Here is a 17,997-nt window from a genome sequence, read left to right as displayed (position 1 = left end):
GGGGTTGATCCAGCGGGTCAGGGGGGAAGAAGGCGGCCCGGCGCAGCAGAGGTGCGCCGGGCCGGTGGAATGCGCCCGATCAGAAGATCTTGGCGAAATCGTCCACGTTCTTGGCATCATAGAAGAACGGATCGGCCATCGCGCCCTCGGTGTTGGCGTCCAGCGTCACCTTGCCCATGCGGCCCATGTCGAGCACGGCGCCCGGCTTGGCTTCGGCTTTCTTGGTCATCAGGTTGTCGGCGATCATCGTCGCGGCATAGCCGAGGTCGATCGGGTTCCAGATCGCGAAGCCTTTCGAGGCGCCGCTGTGGACGTGGCCCGCCATTTCCGAGGGCAGCCCCAGACCGGTCACGTTGATCTGACCGACCTTCTTGGCGTCTTCGACCGCTTGCGCCGCGGCCTGAATGCCCACCGTCGTGGGCGCGATGATCGCCTTCAGGTTCGGGTATTTCTGCATCAGGGCCTGCGCTTCGCGATAGGACTTGTCGGCCATGTCGTCGCCATAGGCGACTTCGTCCAGCTTGATGTTCGGATAGGCCGACATCGCCGCCTTCATCGCGTCGATCCAGGCGTTCTGGTTGGTGGCCGTGGCCGAGGCCGACAGCACCGCAACTTCACCGCCGTCCGGCATCTGGTCCGCCGCCATCTTGATCAGCATCTTGCCGATCAGTTCGGTCGACGAGGCGTTCAACTGCATCTCGCGCCCGGCGGGGGCGACGCCCGAGTCGAACGAGATCACGGTGATGCCGCGATCCATCGCCTTCTTCAGCACCGGAACCAGCGCATCCTTGTCGTTCGAGGAAATCGCGATCGCATCGACCTTTTGCGCGATCAGCGCGTTGATCACGTCGATCTGGCCCTCGGCCGTGGTCTTGGTCGGCCCGGTGTAGATGATCTGCACGTCGCCAAGCTGCTTGGCGGCCTCTTCCGCGCCTTTGTCGACGGCGTCGAAGAAGCCGATCCCCAGCGCCTTGACCACGACCGCGATCCGCTTGGTATCGGCATGGGCGACGTTGGCAAACAAGGCGGTCGCGATGGCGGCCGAGGTCAGAAGTGTCTTCCAGTTGCTCATTTGGTCCTCCCTTGAGCGTTTCTTGCCGCGCGGGTTTCCTTATCCCTCCTGCGCGGCGCCTTTCCTGTCGGCGGCGCCCACCGGCACCACGATCAGTCGTATCTCCGCCGCCTCCAGCATCTGGGCGTCGCGGTCGGTGATCCCGTCATCGGTGATGACAACGTGGATGCGCGACAGCGGGCACAGGATCAGGCTGGAGCGGTTGCGGAATTTCGAACTGTCGACCAGCACCACCAGTTCGTCGGCCTGGCCGATCAGCTTCTGTTCGGCCTGGATCAGCAGCGGGTCAGCCTCCATCAGCCCGAGCGGGCCAAGGCCCTGCGCCCCCATGAACATCCGCCGCGCATAGAAGTTGCGCGTCACGTCATTCTCGAAGGGCGACAGGATGATGTTCTGCTCGCGGTAGATCGCACCGCCCGACAGCAGGATGGTGTTCTTGGAATGCTTCAGCAGATGCTCGGCGATCGGGAACGAGTTGGTGAACACCTGCATCCGGCGCGCCGACAGCGGGTGAACCATCTGGAACGTGGTCGTGCCGCCGTTGATGATGATCGGCTCGCCGTCCGCGCAGAGTTCGACCGCCGCGCGGGCGATGGCCCGTTTGGCGGCGATGGCGATGGTTTCGTTGACCGAAAACGGACGCCCGGCCAGCCCGACGAATTGCGGCGGCGTGATCGATTCCGCCCCGCCCCGCACCCGGCGCAGACGTTTCTGGACATGCAGCGTGGCGATGTCGCGGCGGATCGTCGCCTCGGACGCGCCGGTCAGCGACACGAGGTCAAGCACGGTCGCGACGGGCCGTTCCTGCACGGCAGACAGAATGATCCGGTGGCGTTCGGTTTCGTGCATCGCGTCCTCCCTGCCCTGAAGCTTCCATTGATTCCGATCAGTGTCAATCATTTTCCATCATATTTGCGTTTCTGCACCTGCACAATGATTGGATATGATTGTTTGTGATTGACATTCCGTCGCAGGCTGGCACATTCGGCGGGAATTCAGCGCGGCCCAAACGTCGCGCACAGGGAGGACAGGATGCCGATCACCGCCACCGCAAACCGGCTTGCAAACCTTTGGGATGACAGCAAAGCCCAGGCCATGACCGAGCCGGAAAAGCTGCTCTACCGGTCCAACCTGCTCGGCTCCGACAAGCGAATCACCAATTACGGCGGCGGCAATACCTCGGCCAAGGTGATGCAGCCCGACCCGCTGACCGGCGGAACGGTCGAGGTGCTGTGGGTCAAGGGCTCGGGCGGCGATGTCGGCTCGATCAAGATGGACGGCTTCGCCACGCTCTACATGGACAAGCTGCGGGCGCTGAAGGGCCTCTATCGCGGCCTCGCCTTCGAGGACGAGATGGTGGGCACCCTGCCCCATTGCACCTTCAACCTGAACAGCCGCGCCGCCAGCATCGACACGCCGCTGCACGCCTATGTGCCGCGCAGGCACGTCGATCACATGCACCCCGACGCGATCATCGCGATCGCGGCGTCGCAGAATTCGCGCGAGTTGACGCAGCGGATTTTCGGCGACGAGATCGGCTGGCTACCGTGGAAGCGGCCGGGGTTCGAACTGGGGCTCTGGCTGGGCAAATATTGCGAAGAGCATCCCGAGGCGAAGGGCGTCGTGCTGGAATCGCACGGGCTGTTCACCTGGGATGACGACGCCAAGCTGTGCTACGAAACCACGTTGCGCATCATCAACCGCGCGATGGACTGGTTCGAGACGGAAACCGCGGGCAAGACGATCTTTGGCGGCGCGAAACATGCAAGCCTTGCTGCGGCCGACCGGCGCGCGGTGGCGGCGGCGCTGATGCCGGCGATCCGCGGCATGATCTCGCGCGATCACCACATGGTCGGGCATTTCGACGACCAGCCTGCGGTGCTGGAGTTCGTGAACGCCGCGGGGATGGCGCCGCTGGCGGCGCTTGGCACCTCGTGCCCCGACCACTTCCTGCGCACCAAGATCCGCCCGCTGGTGGTCGCCTTCGATCCCGCCAAGCCCGATGTTGCCGCAACCCTCGCCGGTCTGACCGACGCGGTCGCGGCCTATCGCGCCGACTACAGCGCCTATTATGCCCGCTGCAAACACGCCGACTCGCCTGCCCTGCGCGACCCCAACGCGGTGGTCTATCTGGTGCCGGGCGTCGGCATGATCACCTTCGCGAAGGACAAGGCCACCGCGCGCATCTCGGCCGAGTTCTATGTCAACGCGATCAATGTGATGCGCGGCGCCTCTACCGTGTCGGAGTATTGCGGCCTGCCCGAACAGGAAGCCTTCGACATCGAATACTGGCTGCTGGAGGAGGCGAAGCTGCAACGGATGCCGAAGCCGAAATCGCTCGCGGGCCATATCGGTTTCGTCACCGGCGGGGCGGGCGGCATCGGGTCGGCCACGGCGGAACGGTTCCTGCGCGAAGGCGCCTGCGTGATGCTGGCCGACATCGACGAGGCGGCACTGGCGGCAACCGCGGCGAACCTGTCGTCGCGCTATGGCCGCGACGTGGTGCGCACGGTGAAGATGGACGTGACCGACGAGGCCGCCGTGATCGCGGCCTATGCCGAGACGGCGGTTGAATTCGGCGGGCTGGACCTGCTGGTCTCGAACGCGGGCATCGCCTCGTCCGCGCCGATCGAGGACACCACGCTCGCGCTGTGGAACAAGAACATGGACATCCTGTCCACCGGCTATTTCCTGGTCAGCCGCGAGGCGTTCAAGGTGCTGAAGACGCAGGGCCTCGGTGGCTCGGTCGTCTTCATCGCCTCGAAGAACGGCCTTGCCGCCAGCCCCAACGCCGCCGCCTATTGCACCGCCAAGGCCGCCGAGATTCACCTTGCCCGCTGTCTGGCGCTGGAAGGCGCGGGCGCGGGCATCCGGGTGAACGTGGTGAACCCCGACGCGGTGCTGCGCGGGTCCAAGATCTGGTCGGGCGACTGGCTGAAGGAACGCGCCGCCGCCTATGGCAAGGATACCGCCGATCTGGAGGAACACTATCGTCAGCGATCCATGCTGAAACTGTCGGTGCTGCCCGAGGATATTGCCGAGGCGACCTATTTCTTCGCCTCCGACCTGTCGGCGAAATCGACCGGCAATATCCTCAACGTCGATGCGGGCAATGTTCAAGCGTTCACGAGGTAAGCCATGACCATGATCGACACCGCCCTTGTTGACGCCGAAAACGCCGCCCGCGCGAAGGCGCTCAAGACCGATTACGACACGCTTGGCGACCGCCTTGCCCGGCGCGGGATCGAGATCGACGCGATAAAGGCCAAGGTGGCGGCCTACCATGTCGCCATCCCGTCCTGGGGCGTGGGCACCGGCGGCACCCGCTTTGCCCGCTTTCCGGGGCCGGGCGAGCCGCGCCACATCTTCGACAAGCTGGAGGATTGCGCCGTCATCCAGCAACTGACGCGGGCCACGCCGACCGTCAGCCTGCACATCCCGTGGGACAAGGCCCCCGCCGCCGACCTGCTGGCCAAGGCGCGGGCGCTGGGCCTTGGCTTCGACGCGATGAACTCCAACACCTTTCAGGACCAGCCGGGACAGGCGCGCAGCTACAAATACGGCTCGCTGAGCCATACCGACGCCGCCACCCGCGCGCAGGCGGTGGAGCATAATCTGGAGTGCATCGAGATCGGCCGCGCGCTCGGCGCGAAGGCGCTGACGGTCTGGGTCGGCGACGGCTCGAACTTCCCCGGCCAGACCGACTTCACCCGCCAGTTCGAGCGGTATCTGGACGCGATGGCGCGCATCTACGCCGCCCTGCCCGACGACTGGCGGGTGTTCAGCGAACACAAGATGTATGAACCCGCGTTCTATTCCACCGTGGTGCAGGATTGGGGCACCAACCTGATGATCGCGCAGACACTGGGGCCGAAGGCCTTCTGTCTGGTGGACCTCGGCCACCACGCGCCCAACGTGAACATCGAGATGATCGTGGCGCGGCTGATCCAGGCGGGCAAGCTCGGCGGCTTTCACTTCAACGACTCGAAATATGGCGACGACGATCTGGATACCGGCTCGGTCGCGCCCTACCGGCTGTTTCTGGTCTTCAACGAACTGGTGGCGGCCGAGGGGAAATCGGGCTTCGCCCCCGCGCACATGCTGGACCAGAGCCACAACGTCACCGACCCGATCGAAAGCCTGATGGCCTCGGCGATGGAAGTGCAGCGGGCCTATGCCGCCGCCCTTCTGGTGGACCGGGCGGCGCTGGACGGACATCAGCAGGGCAATGACGCGCTGATGGCGACAGCGACGCTGAAGGCCGCCTTCCGCACCGACGTAGAGCCGATCCTTGCCATGGCGCGGGCCGAGGCGGGCGGTGCGATCGACCCGGTGGCCGCCTACCGCGCCGCCGGATACCGCGAACGGGTGGCGGCGGTCCGCCCCGCGGTGCAGGGCGCGAGCGGGGGCATCGTCTGACTGCGGCGACCCGACCGGCGGGTGGGGTCAGGCGCCGAGGACGGATCCGGCCCGGCCCGGCAATCGGCACGTCATGCCGGTGCCCGGAGGGGTTGATGGCGACCGGGCCCGAGGCATCCGGACCCTGATCGATCCGGGTCATGACCGGTTTCCCCGGCATCGGGCCTATTGGCGTCAGCGGCGCGCGCCCGACGACCAGAGCCCATGTCGAGGGCTGCAGCGGCGGCCTGCGGACCTGATCTTTCGACGAGGGCAGCTTCGACGGCCGCGCCGACGCGCGCGGAACGCGGGCCCGTGGGCGTGACGACGGCACCCCGTCCGACCACGTTCATCGTTTGGCAATCCGCCTTCGGCAGACTCGCGCCGGACGCAAGAGCAAGCCGAGGGCTTCGGGCGGGGCAGCTGAAGGTCAAACGAAACCGTCATGTCATTCGTCGGCAAAAGGGGTTAAGGGGGCACAAAGAAGGATGCCATCAAGATGACCATGCCTGAAGCGCAACCGTCAGCGCTGGACACCGAGAGTGGACGGTACTGGGTTCGCATCCTTGCCCACTATCGCGAGCCGTCACATGCGCGAAGCATCTTGGAGCTGCTGATGTCGGTGGGGCCGTTCGCCTGCCTGATGGCGCTGTCGTGGTGGTCGCTGTCGGTCAGCACCGCGCTGGCGGCCGCAATCTCGGCCTTGAACGGGGCGTTCCTTGTGCGGATCTTCCTGATCCAGCACGACTGCGGGCACAGCTCGTTCTTCCGGAACAAACTCGCCAATGACTGGATCGGTCGGGCCCTCGGCGTACTGACCCTGACGCCCTACGACGTCTGGCGCCGGACCCATTCGATCCACCATTCCGCCGTCGGCGACCTTGGCAAACGCGGCGTCGGGGATGTGTCCACCCTGACCGTGCGCGAATTTCGCAGCCGGACCGATCTCGGGCGGCTGCTCTACCGGGTCTATCGTCATCCGCTGTTTCTGTTCGGCCTGGCGCCGGCCTACCTGTTCTTCCTGCAAAACCGCCTTCCGGTCGGGCTGATGCGGTCGGGCTGGACATACTGGATCAGCGCCATGGGAACCAATGCCGCCCTCGCGCTGCTGCTGGGGGCCGGGCTCTGGTTCGGCGGCCTCCTTTCGGTCCTGTTGACCGTGCTGCCGACGACGTTGGTCAGCGCTTCGATCGGCGTCTGGCTTTTCTATGTGCAGCACCAGTTCGAGAATACCCACTGGGAACGGGCGCCCGACTGGAATCTTCACGATGCGGCGCTGCGCGGCAGTTCGCACTATGTGCTGCCGCCCGTGCTGCGTTGGTTTACCGCCAACATCGGCGTGCACCACGTTCATCACCTCTACAGCCGGGTTCCGTTCTATCGCCTGTCCGAGGTGCTCAGGGACCATCCCGCACTGGCGGACGCCCAGCGTCTGACCCTGCGGCAAAGCCTGGACTGCGCGCGCCGCCATCTGTGGGACGAGGAGCGCCGCAAGCTGCTGTCCTTCGCCGAGGCCCGCGCGGCGTAGCTTTTCACGTTCCGCCGGACGTGAGGGACGCGGCTGCCCCGCGCCGGCGGCCCGGTGGCCACCGTGGCGCGGTTCACCGCCGCTCAGGCCGGGGGCAGAACCTTGCCGGGGTTCAGGATGCCTGCCGGGTCGAGCGCCCGCTTCAGTCGGCGCATCGTGGCGATCTCGTCCGCGCTGCGCGAATGCCCGAGCCAGGCGCGTTTGAGGGTGCCGATCCCGTGTTCGGCGGAAATCGAGCCGCCGAAGCTGCGCAGGATGTCGTAGGCGATGGCCTCGATCACGTGGGCGTCGCGCCCGTCCGGCGTGGGGGGGCAGATCGACAGATGCAGGTTGCCGTCGCCGACATGGCCGAAGGCATCGACCCGTGCGGTGGCAAAGCGCGACGTGATGGCCTCGGACGCGGCGGTGGCATAGTCGCCCATCCGCCCGATCGAAAGGCTGACGTCGAGGTTCAGCAGGCCGGGCAGCAGCCGGTGCATCTGATGCCCCTCGCGCACCGCCCAGAAGGCCCCCGCCTCTTTCCCCGATTGCGCGATCAACGCGTCGGTGATGTCGCCCGCCTCGAGCGCCGAGGCCAGAACGGCCTCAAAACGGGCCTGCATTGCGGGGTCGGCCTCGGTCTCGACCTCAAGGATCACCGCAAAGGGCGGCGGTTCGGCGAACAGGCGCAGCCCTTCGGCCTCGCTGTTGAGCGCGAAATAGCTGCGCCACATCGCCTCGAAGGCGGAAAGGCCGGACAGATCGCGGCGCGCGAGCGCGAGCAGGCGCAGCACGTCGGCAAAGCTGGTCAGCGCGCAGAGCGCCGTTAGGCGCGCAGCAGGCTCCGGCTGAAGCCGCAGCACGGCGCGGGTGATCACGGCCAGGGTGCCTTCCGACCCGGCGATGAGCTGGCCGAGGGCGTAGCCGGTGTTGTCTTTCCGCACCTTGCCCAGATGCGACAGGATCGTGCCATCGGCCAGCACGGCCTCGAGCCCCAGCAGGTTGTCGCGCATCATGCCGTGCCGGATCACCCTTACGCCGCCCGCGTTGGTGGCGATCATGCCGCCGATGGTGGCGCTGCCGCGCGCGCCCAGATCGACCGGAAACTGCAACCCGGCCCGTGCGGCAGCCTCCTGCGCGGTTTGCAGCACGCAGCCCGCGCCCAGCGTGATCGTGCAGGCCTCGGCGTCGATCTCGTCGATCGCGGCAAGGCGGTCGAGCGAAAGCGCTACATCCTCGGCACGGGGACAGGCGCCACCGGCAAGGCCGCTTCGGCCGCCCTGCGGGACAACGCTCTGGCCGTAGCGCGTGCAGATCGCCAGCGCCGCCGAAACCTCGGCGGTGGAGGCCGGGCGCAAGAGCGCGCGCGGAAGGGCAGTTCCGGTGTCGCTGGCGTCGCTGCGCGCGGCGGCGGGCACCTCAGCGCCGGTCAGCACGGCGCCGGGCGACAGCGCCGCGCGCAGATCGTCGAACAGGCTCACGCGGCCTCGCGTTTCAACGCCTGCGCCATGCAGTGGATGCCGCCGCCGGTCTTGGAGATTTCGCTCATGTCCACCGCCGCCACCTCGAAGCCGCGTGCCTTCAGTTGCGCGATCAGGGTCGTGGAGGAGGTCGGCGCGATCACCCGGTCACGCCCCAGCGACATGAAGTTGCATCCCAGCGCCATCGTATCCTGAAACGGCACGTCGATGATCTCGTGGCCCTTGGCACGCAGCCAGTCGACGATGCCGGGTTCGGTGCAGGCGAGACAAACGGCGGTCAGCTTCGGCGCGATCGGCACCACCATCAGGTCGATGTGCACATAGTATTCGTCGATGAAGGCGATGCGGGTTTCCCAGCCCTCGGCCTCGAACCAGCCCTGCACCTGGCGCGCGCCCTCTTCCTGCGTGCGCGCGCCGCCGCAGCCGATCAGCACGCAGCCCTCCTCGATCACGTTGAAGTCGCCGCCCTCGAAGGTTCCGGCCGTGACCATGTCGTAGATCGGGATGCCCAACTGTTCATAGGTCCGGATCGCGGCGTAATTCTCGCCCCGCCGCCACCAGTTCGCCATCGCGGTGATGATCGCGCCATAGGGCGTCATCACGCTGGAGTCGCGGGCATAGACCTGCATCGGCAGTTCCGGCTGCGGCTTGTGCATGTGCACCTTCACGCCAAAATGCTCGTAGGCCTGCACCAGTTCGGCGTGCTGCGCCTGCGCGATCTGGATGTTGCTGGGCGCCTCGCGCAGGTGCTTGCGCGACAGCGACGAGGTCGAGAGGTGGCGCAGATGCGCGGGCGAGCCGAGCAGCACGTCGGTCAGCGGGTCGGTCTCGTTGCGGAAGCCCCAGGCTTGCAGCGGCGCGGTGCCACCCTTGAGGTTGCGGCGTTGCAGGGAAAAGCGGTCGGCGGTCATGGCACTCTCCGGTTCGGGTTGGGGTCAGGCGCCGGGCATGGCGGAGGGGATCCACCAACCGCGCCCGCGTGGGGTGGTGACGTATTCGGGCCAGCGGAAATGGATCGGCGGGTCGTAATCGCACAGCGGCGCGGTCCAGTCGGTGCCGCCCACACCGCCGCCGGTGCGGGTGCGGAACTCGGCCATCGCGGCGTCGCGCGCGCCCGGATCCTCCAGCAGGCGCAGGGCCGACAGCGCCAGCACCTTGGCCGCCGTCTGCACCATCGGGTCGATGGTGGCCGGAATGCCGCCAAGCGCGTTCATCACCCAGGCGGGATAGGCCCCGCCGCCCGGTTGCGCCTTCAGCGCGGGCCGCGCGATGTAGAACCGCGCGGTTGGCGTGTGCCAGGTCATGTCGGTGTAGTCGTCCGAGGTGGAGTTCAGCTGCGACGGCGGCAGGTCGTGGCGCAGGATCGCCTCGGCCGCCTCCGGCGCAATCAGCCGGGTGCACTCGTCAAGGAATGGCTCGGCCATCGGCGCAAGGCCAAGGTTCGCCTGAATCTCGCGCGCCACCGCTTTGGCAGCCTCATCCCAGACCGGCGCGCCGACCGATTGCAGCGCCTCCCACACGGTGCGGGCGATGGCGTGGTTGGCCAGACCGGGGCGCGATTTGCAGACCCAGTGGCGTTCCCAGCGGCAGCCGGTCATCGCGGCGGCGGCGGCGGCGTTGCGGTCGAGGACGGCGGTGACCTGATCGGCCATCGCCACCGTCGGCACCCGGATCATGTATTGCACCTCGGCCAGCCCGGCGGGCAGGTTGTCGGCGGTCGCCTGGCCCGCGGTCAGGATTGCCTCGGAAATCGACCAGCCGCCCTGATGCGGCAGCATCGCCTCGCGCAGCGCCTTCGACGCCTGATACATCAGCATCAGCGCATCGTTCGCGCCGGGCGCGCGCACGGCGGAATGCGACTGCGGGATCGGGGCGCCATCGGGAATGCCCCAGCTTTCCGGCGTGTCGCACAGGAACCGGTAGACCATCGCATAGGCCGCGCCGCAGTGGGTGTTCCAGCGCACCGTGTTGCACATCGGCAGCATGTAGAACGGATGGAACGACAGCATCCCGGCGAGGCCGTCATAGTAACCCTTGGCGGCATGGATCGGCTTTGAGCCGCGCACCTTCTCGGCGGGCTCGCCGGTGAAGCGCAACCCGCCCTTGATGCCGTGCCGCTGCATCGCGGCCTTGGTCGCCAAGAGCGCGCCAAGCCCCGCCATGCCAAGGCCGGAATGAGGGTCGGTGTGGCCGCCGGCGGCATATCCCAGCCCCGCGCGCGGGGCGCGATGGGTCACCGCCGCCTGACAATTTCCCGGAACCGCGTCATATTCGGCATACATGCCGATCACCGGCCCGGCGCCGTTCGCCCATTCGGCGCAAAAGGCGGTGGGCATCCCGCCTGAGCCTTCCTCGACCGTGAAGCCGTTGCGGCGCAGGGTCTCGACATACCATCCCGCAGAACGGTACTCGCGCCACGCCGTTTCGCCGTGATCGAAGATCCGCGCCGTCCAGTCGGAAAGCTCGGTCGCCATCGCGGCGACATGGGCCACGGCGTCGGTCTGGGCTGCGGATCGGGACATGCGGCACCTCCTGCGGCCAAGGCTAGTCGCGTCGGCGCGGCGCCAGAAAGTGAAACCTTTTCCCGGCTTTGGAAAACCGTTTTCACCATGCCTGTGGAACCGCCGCGCGTTTCCTGCAAGACTGCCGTCAACGCATGGAGAAGCGATGTCGCGCATTCCCTCGACCCAGGCCTTGCGTGCGCTGGAAAGTTTCGCCCGCCTCGGGACCGTCTGGCAGGCCGCCGAAGAGATGAACCTGACGCGCAGCGCGGTCAGCCATCAGTTGCGCCTGCTGGAACAGGATCTGGCGTTTCGCCTGCTCAACCGTGTCGGCACCCGGGTCGAGCTGACGGCGCAGGGCCGTGCCTATGCGCAGGACGTGCGTCAGGCGCTGCTGGCAATCTCGGGTTCCGCCTTGCGCAATGCCGACCGCGGCGTGGCGGGAGACCTGACCATCAGTTGCGCGCCGGGCTTCGCCTCAAGCTGGCTGTGCAACAAGATCGGCCGCTTCACCTCGGCCTATCCGGACGTCCGGCTGTCGATCATCACGCCGCGGCGGCTGGGCGAGATCAACAACCCCGAGGTTGATATCTTCATCACTTACGGCTCGGGCGAGCTGCCCGACATGGCGGTGGAACTGCTGCAGGAGGTGGTGTCCTCACCGATGTGCAGCCCGGCGCTTGCCAATCGGCTGGGCGGGATGCAGAGCCATGCCGACGTGCTGCGCAGCGGGCTGCTGCACCTGTCGGACCACGAGGATTGGCAGTGCTGGTTCCGGCAGGTCGGGCTGGACGAGCGCCGGATCACCGGCGTCGTCTTCTCCGACATGCACCTTGTCTACGCGGCGGCGCAGGCCGGACAAGGGATCGCGATGGGCGACGTCGCGCTGAGCGAGGACGCGCTGAACGAAGGCCGTCTGGTGCGGCCGTTCGAGGAAACCGTCCGCTCGACCCGCGCCTATTACCTTGTGGTGCCGCCGACGCGGCTGGCAAGCTCGGCGGTGGGCGCCTTCCGCGGCTGGATCGCCGCCGAGCGGCGGCAAAGCCTCGGTCCGGGCACCGGCCATCCCTCGGCGCGGTCGCTGCCCTGAGACGACAAATCCTGTTTGCCGTCGGCGCGAAAACATTTCGGTTGTGAAGGCGGGCGCACCGCCCCTAGGCTCGACCTGTCGCGGAGGACTGCATGGCGAAACGGAGCAAGGCCGCCGAGATCGGCGCCGAAGGCATCGGCAAGACGTTCGGGCGCTTCAAGGCGCTGGACGATGTGAGCCTGACCGTCGGTCGGGGCGAATTCCTGACGCTGCTCGGGCCCTCGGGGTCCGGCAAGACGACATTCCTGATGATCCTCGCGGGGTTCGAGCCTGCCACCAGCGGCACCCTGACGCTTGATGGCCGCGACGTCACCCGGATGCCCGCGGAAGAACGCGCGTTCGGCATGGTGTTTCAGGGTTATGCGTTGTTCCCGCACATGACGGTGGAACAGAACATCGCCTTTCCGCTGAAGGTCCAGCGCCGCAGCCCGGCCGAGGTGCGCCGCCGGGTGGCCGAGATGGTCGAAATGGTGGGTCTGGGCGGGCACGGCCACAAACGCCCCTCGGGCCTGTCGGGCGGGCAACAGCAGCGCGTGGCGCTGGCCCGCGCGCTGGCCTACGAGCCGCCGGTGCTGCTGCTGGACGAGCCGTTCTCGGCGCTGGACAAGAACCTGCGCGGCCAGATGCAGGACGAGGTGCGCCGCCTCCACCGCGAGACCGGCACGACCTTCGTTTTCGTCACCCACGACCAGTCCGAGGCGCTGGCCCTGTCCAGCCGCGTTGCGATCTTCGAGCATGGCAGGTTGCAGCAACTTGCTGCCCCGCGCGTCGTCTACGAACGCCCCGCGAACCGGTTCGTCGCTGAATTTCTTGGCGATATCAATATTCTGCCGCTCGATCTTGATCCAGTCGGCGGGGTCGCCCGGTTCGAGGGCCGTGCCATCCGCACCACAGCCGCTGCCGGACCGCCGACCCGCCTGCTGGCCGTGCGCCCGGAATACATGAGGCTGCACAGCGCCGAACCGGCGGGTGAAAATGCGATCCGCGCCCGCATCGCCGACCTGACCTATCTCGGCGCCGACACGCGGATGGCGCTGCGCAGCGCGGGCGAGGTGGCGTTGATCCTGTCGGTGCCGACCGCCAGCCTGCCGACGGGCCTGCAAGCCGGCACCGAGGTCTGGGCCGGTTGGCCCGAGCACCAAGGATTTTTCCTGTGACCCCGGCACTCTGGCCGGCAACAAACTGAACCGAAACTCACAATGGGGAGACTGACCATGAACGAACGTTTTGAAGAAGACTGCCTCGACATCCTTGCGACCCGGGCCCGGCGCGGCGAGATCACGCGCCGACGGTTCACCCAGCTTGCCACCATGCTGCTGGGCACCAGCGCGCTCGGGCTGCGCGGCACGCCGGTGCTGGCCGACTCGGGTGAGCTGGTCTTCGTCAACTGGGGCGGCGACGCCGGTCCCGCCTACGACAAGGCCTACGGCCAGGCCTTCCAGGCCGCGACCGGAATCACCGTCAAGCAGGACGGATCCGGCCCGACCGAGGGCGGCATCGCGGCCCAATTCAAGAGCGGCAAGCCGAGCTGGGATATCGTCGACGCCGACCCGTTCTCGGCCGAGTCGCTGGGCAAGCAGGGCATGATCGAACCGATCGACTATGCCGTGGTGGACAAGGCCAAGATGCGCCCCGGCTTTGGCTGGAAGTTTTCGGCCTCCAGCTATTTCTACAGCTACATCATCGCCTACGACGCCAAGAAGTTCGGCGCCAACCCGCCCAAGGGCATGGCCGACTTCTTCGACATCGCCAAATTCCCCGGCAAGCGCGCGATGTACAAATGGGGCACCGGCATGTGGGAGGCGCTGCTGCTGGCCGACGGCGTTCCGGCCGACAAGCTTTACCCGCTCGACATCAAGCGGGCGCATGCCAAGCTTGCCGACTTCAAGAAGAACGTCGTGGCCTTCTGGGGCGGCGGCGCCGACAGCCAGTCGCTGCTGATGAACGGCGACGCCTCGATGGCGCTGATCTGGTCGACCCGCGCCAAGCTGATCGAAACCGACTCGAAGGGCGACGTGAAGTTCATCTGGGATCAGGGTCTGATCGCGCCGGGCGCGATGGCGGTGATCAAGGGCAACCCCGGCGGTGCCGCGAACGCGATGAAGTTCATCGCCTCGGCGCAGGACCCGGCCAAGCAGGTCGTGATGTTCGAGATGCTGGCGCAAGGCCCGGCCAACCCGGCCGCCGACGCGCTGATCCCGGCCGCCGAGGCGCGCTTCAACCCGGTCGATCCGGCTAACTTCGCCAAGCAGATCCCGCTCGACATGGGCTGGTACGAGACGAACTACGGCCCGGCGCTGGATCAATACCTCAAGATCATCTCGGCCTGACATCGCCGCCGCCCCCGACCCTGCGCCGGGGGCGGCGCTGCCTGCCTGAAAGACCGTCATGCCGAAGCTCGCCCGTTCCGCCCTGCTGCTCGGACCGCTCCTGATTTTTCTCGGGCTGACCTACCTTGTCCCGTTCCTTGGCGTGATGCAGTGGAGCGTGACGCTGCCGCAACCCGGCCTCGGCCAGTATCAGACCGCGCTCAGCGACCCGCTGATCCTGTCGGTGCTGCTGCGCACCCTGCGCATCTGCGCGCTGGTGACGGTCTGCTCGGTCGGCTGCGCCTATCTGGTGACGCTGCTGTGGGTGCGCGGCAGCCCGGCCCAGCGGCTGGCGGTCGAGCTGTGCATCCTGATCCCGTTCTGGATTTCGGTGCTGACCCGGGCGTTCGGCTGGCTTGCGCTGCTGTCCGGCCGGGGCATCCTGAACGACTGGCTGATCTCGCTCGGCATCCTCACCGAGCCCTTGACGATGGTGCGCAACGAGTTCGGCGTGGTGCTGGGGATGACGCATTACCTGATCCCTTTCGCGGTCTTCCCGCTCGCCTCGGCGATGCGCAACCTGGACGAGCGCGTGCTGATGGCCGCGCGCGGCATGGGCGCGGGCCGGGCCGCGGTGTTCTGGCGCGTCTTCGTGCCGATGACCGGAGCCGGCATCCTTGGCGCGGTGCTGGTGGTCTTTGTCTTCGCGCTTGGCTTTTTCGTGACCCCGGCGATCCTTGGCGGCGGGCGCAGCGTGATGGTCGCGGAACTGATCTACCTCAACATCTTCCAGATTCCGAACTGGGGCCTTGCCGCCGCGATCAGCGTGATCCTGATGCTGGGCGTCGGCGTGCTGCTGGCGCTTCTGATGCGCGTCGTGCGGCCCGGAGGCGCGCGATGACCGCGACCCGTCCCGGCCGACTGGCCATCACCCTCGCCGGGCTTGTCGCCGTGTTCCTGCTGATGCCGCTGATCGCGGTGATCCCGGTGTCGTTCACGCCGAATCGCTATCTGTCGCTGCCGCATGGGGCGTGGTCGCTGCGCCATTATCAGACGCTGATCGACAACCCGGCCTGGGGTCAGGCGGTGTGGCTGTCGATTCGCATCGGGCTGCTGAGTTCCATGGTTGCAACGACACTCGCGCTGCTGTTCAGCCTCGGCATCTGGATGCTGAAGCCGCGATTTGCGGGCCTTCTGATGGGCCTCGCGCTGTTGCCGATGGTGGCGCCGCCGGTGGTGTCGGCGCTGACGCTCTACTTCTTCCTGGTCACGCTGAGCCGGGTCAACGACGTTGTGGCCTATGACACCTGGCCCGGCGTGGCACTGGCCCATGCCGTGATGATCGCGCCCTTCGCGGTGGTGCTGATCACGGTGGCGCTGGCCCAGTTGGACCGCCGCATCGACCTTGCCGCCCGCGCGATGGGGGCCGGGCTTGGCACGCGGATCCTGAAGGTAATCCTGCCCAACATCCGGTTCGGTGTGCTGGCGGCGCTGTTCCTGACCTTCGTGCTGTCCTGGGAGGAGATCGGCGTGACCATCTTCATCACCTCGGTCAACGTGATCACCCTGCCCCGCCTGATGTGGATGGGCCTGCGCGACAACATCGACCCCGCCATCGCGGCGATCTCGGTGGTGCTGATCGCGATCGTGGTCGCGGTGATCCTCGGCAAGACAGCGGTGCAGGCACTCCTGCGGCGCCGTGGCGTCGACCGGCCGGAGGCTCCGCGCTAGTCGATGCCGTCAGACCCCAGCGGGTCAAAGCCGGGTCTACGAGGTCTTGAGGCCATAGGTCTGAATCTTGCGATACAGCGTCGGGCGCGAAATCCCGAGTGCGATGGCCGCCTTGCTCATGTTGCCCTGGTGATGCAGCAGGGCGTTCGCGATCAGCATCACTTCGCCATCCTTGAGCGAGGCCGCAGGGGCCAGACGCTGATCCGACGACGTTCCGGCGTCCGGCAGGCCACTTTTCGGCGCGGATGGGGTGATGATTTCCAGCGGCAGGTCGGCCAGCGCCACCGTGCGCGATTTAGCGAGACAATGCAGCGCCGACATCAGATTGCGCAGCTCGCGGACATTGCCGGGCCAGGTGTGCGCCATCAGGACTTCCTGCACCTGTGACCCGATGATCAGCGGATCGCGGCCGGACTCGATGCTGATCTTGCGGTTGTAATACTCGGCAATCAGCAGAACATCCTCGCCGCGCGCGCAGAGCGGGGGAATCGTCAGGATGACCGAACTCAGCCGGTAGAACAGATCACGGCGGAAGCGCCCGGCCTCGACCTCATCCAGCAGCACCCGATTGGTAAGGGACACCAGCCGCAGAGAGAATTCGCCCTCATGCGGGTCCTGAAGGCGGGTCATGTGTTCTTCGAGGATACGCAGCAGAAAAAGCTGGGTGTCGGCGGTCGTTTCACCGATTTCATCAAGGCAGATCGGGGCCGTCTCTCCGGTTTCGCCCCGCCGCAGCAGACTGTCGCCAAACATCTGCGGCACCATTGCTCCGCAATTGATGGCATGGAACCGGTGGGCGCCTTCCGGGTCCATGTGGGAGTGGATGAGCCGCGCAAACAATTCCTTGCCGACGCCGGTCTGGCCCTCGATCAGAGTGGGGGCATTGACCGAGGCGATGCGATGGGCGGTATCCAGCGCCTCGAGGATGGCATCGCTTTTTCCGACAATCTTCAGCCCGGTCTTGCCGATCTCGATGCCCGGCAAGGGAGGGACCGCGGGCCGGGACATTGCGGTGACGGGGCGCAGGAACCCCTTGGGCTTGAAAACCAGGGCTGCACCTTTGACCGACCCGTCGATTTCGATCAGCCGGATTTCCTCGCAGATGTTCTCGCGGGGCAAGGCGGCGCGTATCCTTTCCTCGGATACTCCGTCCGGCAGTTCCAGAAAGCGCGCCCCGAGGCCCAGATCGCGATCCGAGCGGCCGACGTCAACACCGCTGTTGCGGCTGAAGATCAGCCTGCCGAACCGGTCCACGATCGCAAGGTTTTCGGGCTGGCCCTGCCCGCCCATCGGAAACTTGCCGATGATCGCTTCCATCAGTCGGATGTTGAGCAGCGATTGTTCCTGTTCCAGCACAAGCTCGATGTCGCGCGCGGCGGTGGCGGCAAAGGCGGCGTTGTGCTTCTGGAAGATCCCGGTCAGGCCGGACAGATTGATGACGCCGATGATGCTGTGGTCAATCGGATCACGGATCGGCGCGGCGGCACAGCTCCATGATTTCATGCCTTCGCAGAAGTGTTCCTCGCCATGGACATAAACCGGAAGGCCAGTCCACAGCGCGGTGCCGATGCCATTGGTGCCGGAGGCATGTTCACTCCACACGCCACCGACGGTGAGGTTGATCTTGTTGGCCTTGGACAGGGTGGATTTGTCCCCAACCGTTTCCAGGATGACGCCGTCGCGGTCGGTCAGCAGCAGCATCGCCTCTGCCCCTGACAGCAGGTCGCCGATGCGGCTCATCGTGGCCTGCGTCGCCCTGCGCAGTTCGGCCTGGTCATAGGTGGATTTGGCCAGCGGGGCGCTGCGTTCCAGCGATGGAGCGGCGAACTGGTCTGGCTTGATGCCGGTCGTGTTCGACCTGACCCAGGATTGATAGATGACCGTGCGCACCCCGGTCATCGGCAGGCT

14 protein-coding genes are annotated in these 17,997 nt (G+C 66.6%); 8 read left to right on the top strand and 6 right to left on the bottom strand.

Annotated features, from left to right (window positions below; all coding sequences use genetic code 11):
• Window positions 1–79: 79 nt before the first annotated feature.
• Window positions 80–1,072: a rhamnose ABC transporter substrate-binding protein gene (gene rhaS / locus AC11WY_RS03215; protein WP_482922463.1), complete on the bottom strand. Its 993-nt coding sequence runs from the start codon at window positions 1,070–1,072 to the stop codon at window positions 80–82.
• A gap of 39 nt (window positions 1,073–1,111) precedes the next feature.
• Window positions 1,112–1,921: a DeoR/GlpR family DNA-binding transcription regulator gene (locus tag AC11WY_RS03210; protein WP_482922461.1), complete on the bottom strand. Its 810-nt coding sequence runs from the start codon at window positions 1,919–1,921 to the stop codon at window positions 1,112–1,114.
• A 183-nt stretch (window positions 1,922–2,104) separates the two neighbouring features.
• On the opposite strand from AC11WY_RS03210, the gene AC11WY_RS03205 reads away from it, so the two are divergent.
• The 3 genes from AC11WY_RS03205 (at window position 2,105) to AC11WY_RS03195 (ending at window position 6,998) form a co-directional block, all read left to right on the top strand.
• Entirely contained in the window at window positions 2,105–4,207 is a 2,103-nt protein-coding gene (locus AC11WY_RS03205) for a bifunctional rhamnulose-1-phosphate aldolase/short-chain dehydrogenase (protein ID WP_482922460.1), read from the top strand.
• 9 nt (window positions 4,208–4,216) lie between these two features.
• Window positions 4,217–5,491, top strand: a complete 1,275-nt coding sequence (gene rhaI / locus AC11WY_RS03200) for an L-rhamnose catabolism isomerase (protein WP_482922651.1) — start codon at window positions 4,217–4,219, stop codon at window positions 5,489–5,491.
• 478 nt (window positions 5,492–5,969) lie between these two features.
• Window positions 5,970–6,998, top strand: coding sequence for a fatty acid desaturase (locus tag AC11WY_RS03195; protein WP_482922459.1), 1,029 nt, complete (start codon window positions 5,970–5,972; stop codon window positions 6,996–6,998).
• An 83-nt stretch (window positions 6,999–7,081) separates the two neighbouring features.
• Here AC11WY_RS03195 and AC11WY_RS03190 read toward each other — a convergent pair whose 3' ends face one another.
• From AC11WY_RS03190 to AC11WY_RS03180, 3 genes are read right to left on the bottom strand one after another with little or no spacing between them, the layout of a single operon-like run.
• Window positions 7,082–8,458: an FAD-binding oxidoreductase gene (locus AC11WY_RS03190; RefSeq protein WP_482922458.1), complete on the bottom strand. Its 1,377-nt coding sequence runs from the start codon at window positions 8,456–8,458 to the stop codon at window positions 7,082–7,084.
• Window positions 8,455–9,369 carry a dimethylarginine dimethylaminohydrolase family protein gene (locus AC11WY_RS03185; RefSeq protein WP_482922457.1) on the bottom strand — a complete coding sequence of 305 codons (915 nt, stop codon included), beginning with the start codon at window positions 9,367–9,369 and terminating at the stop codon, window positions 8,455–8,457. The genes AC11WY_RS03190 and AC11WY_RS03185 overlap by 4 nt, the downstream gene beginning before the upstream one ends.
• 24 nt (window positions 9,370–9,393) lie before the next feature.
• Entirely contained in the window at window positions 9,394–10,980 is a 1,587-nt protein-coding gene (locus tag AC11WY_RS03180) for a zinc-binding metallopeptidase family protein (RefSeq protein WP_482922456.1), read from the bottom strand.
• A 145-nt stretch (window positions 10,981–11,125) separates the two neighbouring features.
• Between AC11WY_RS03180 and AC11WY_RS03175 the strand changes: the two genes are divergently transcribed.
• The 5 genes from AC11WY_RS03175 to AC11WY_RS03155 all read left to right on the top strand — a co-directional run bounded on the left by AC11WY_RS03175 (window position 11,126) and on the right by AC11WY_RS03155 (window position 16,089).
• The gene (locus AC11WY_RS03175) at window positions 11,126–12,049 is read left to right on the top strand and encodes a LysR substrate-binding domain-containing protein (protein ID WP_482922455.1); all 924 of its coding nucleotides are present in this window, start codon (window positions 11,126–11,128) and stop codon (window positions 12,047–12,049) included.
• A 92-nt stretch (window positions 12,050–12,141) separates the two neighbouring features.
• The gene (locus AC11WY_RS03170) at window positions 12,142–13,206 is read left to right on the top strand and encodes an ABC transporter ATP-binding protein (RefSeq protein WP_482922454.1); all 1,065 of its coding nucleotides are present in this window, start codon (window positions 12,142–12,144) and stop codon (window positions 13,204–13,206) included.
• Window positions 13,207–13,263: 57 nt separating this feature from the next.
• A complete protein-coding gene (locus AC11WY_RS03165) occupies window positions 13,264–14,379 on the top strand; it encodes an ABC transporter substrate-binding protein (protein ID WP_482922453.1) in 1,116 nt (371 codons plus the stop codon).
• 58 nt (window positions 14,380–14,437) lie between these two features.
• Window positions 14,438–15,259 (top strand): ABC transporter permease, encoded by an 822-nt coding sequence (locus AC11WY_RS03160; RefSeq protein WP_482922451.1) that lies wholly within the window; start codon window positions 14,438–14,440, stop codon window positions 15,257–15,259.
• The gene (locus AC11WY_RS03155) at window positions 15,256–16,089 is read left to right on the top strand and encodes an ABC transporter permease (protein WP_482922449.1); all 834 of its coding nucleotides are present in this window, start codon (window positions 15,256–15,258) and stop codon (window positions 16,087–16,089) included. Before AC11WY_RS03160 ends, AC11WY_RS03155 begins: the two co-directional genes overlap by 4 nt.
• Window positions 16,090–16,125: 36 nt before the next feature.
• On the opposite strand, the gene AC11WY_RS03150 is transcribed toward AC11WY_RS03155, so the two are convergent.
• On the bottom strand, window positions 16,126–17,988 hold the full coding sequence (locus AC11WY_RS03150; protein WP_482922448.1) for a sigma-54-dependent Fis family transcriptional regulator: 1,863 nt from the start codon (window positions 17,986–17,988) through the stop codon (window positions 16,126–16,128).
• Between the last annotated feature and the right edge of the window lie 9 nt (window positions 17,989–17,997).

It is taken from the genome of Solirhodobacter sp. (assembly GCF_964715405.1).
Note: the sequence above shows the minus strand (reverse complement) of the source record. Positions and strands in the feature narration are given on the sequence as shown.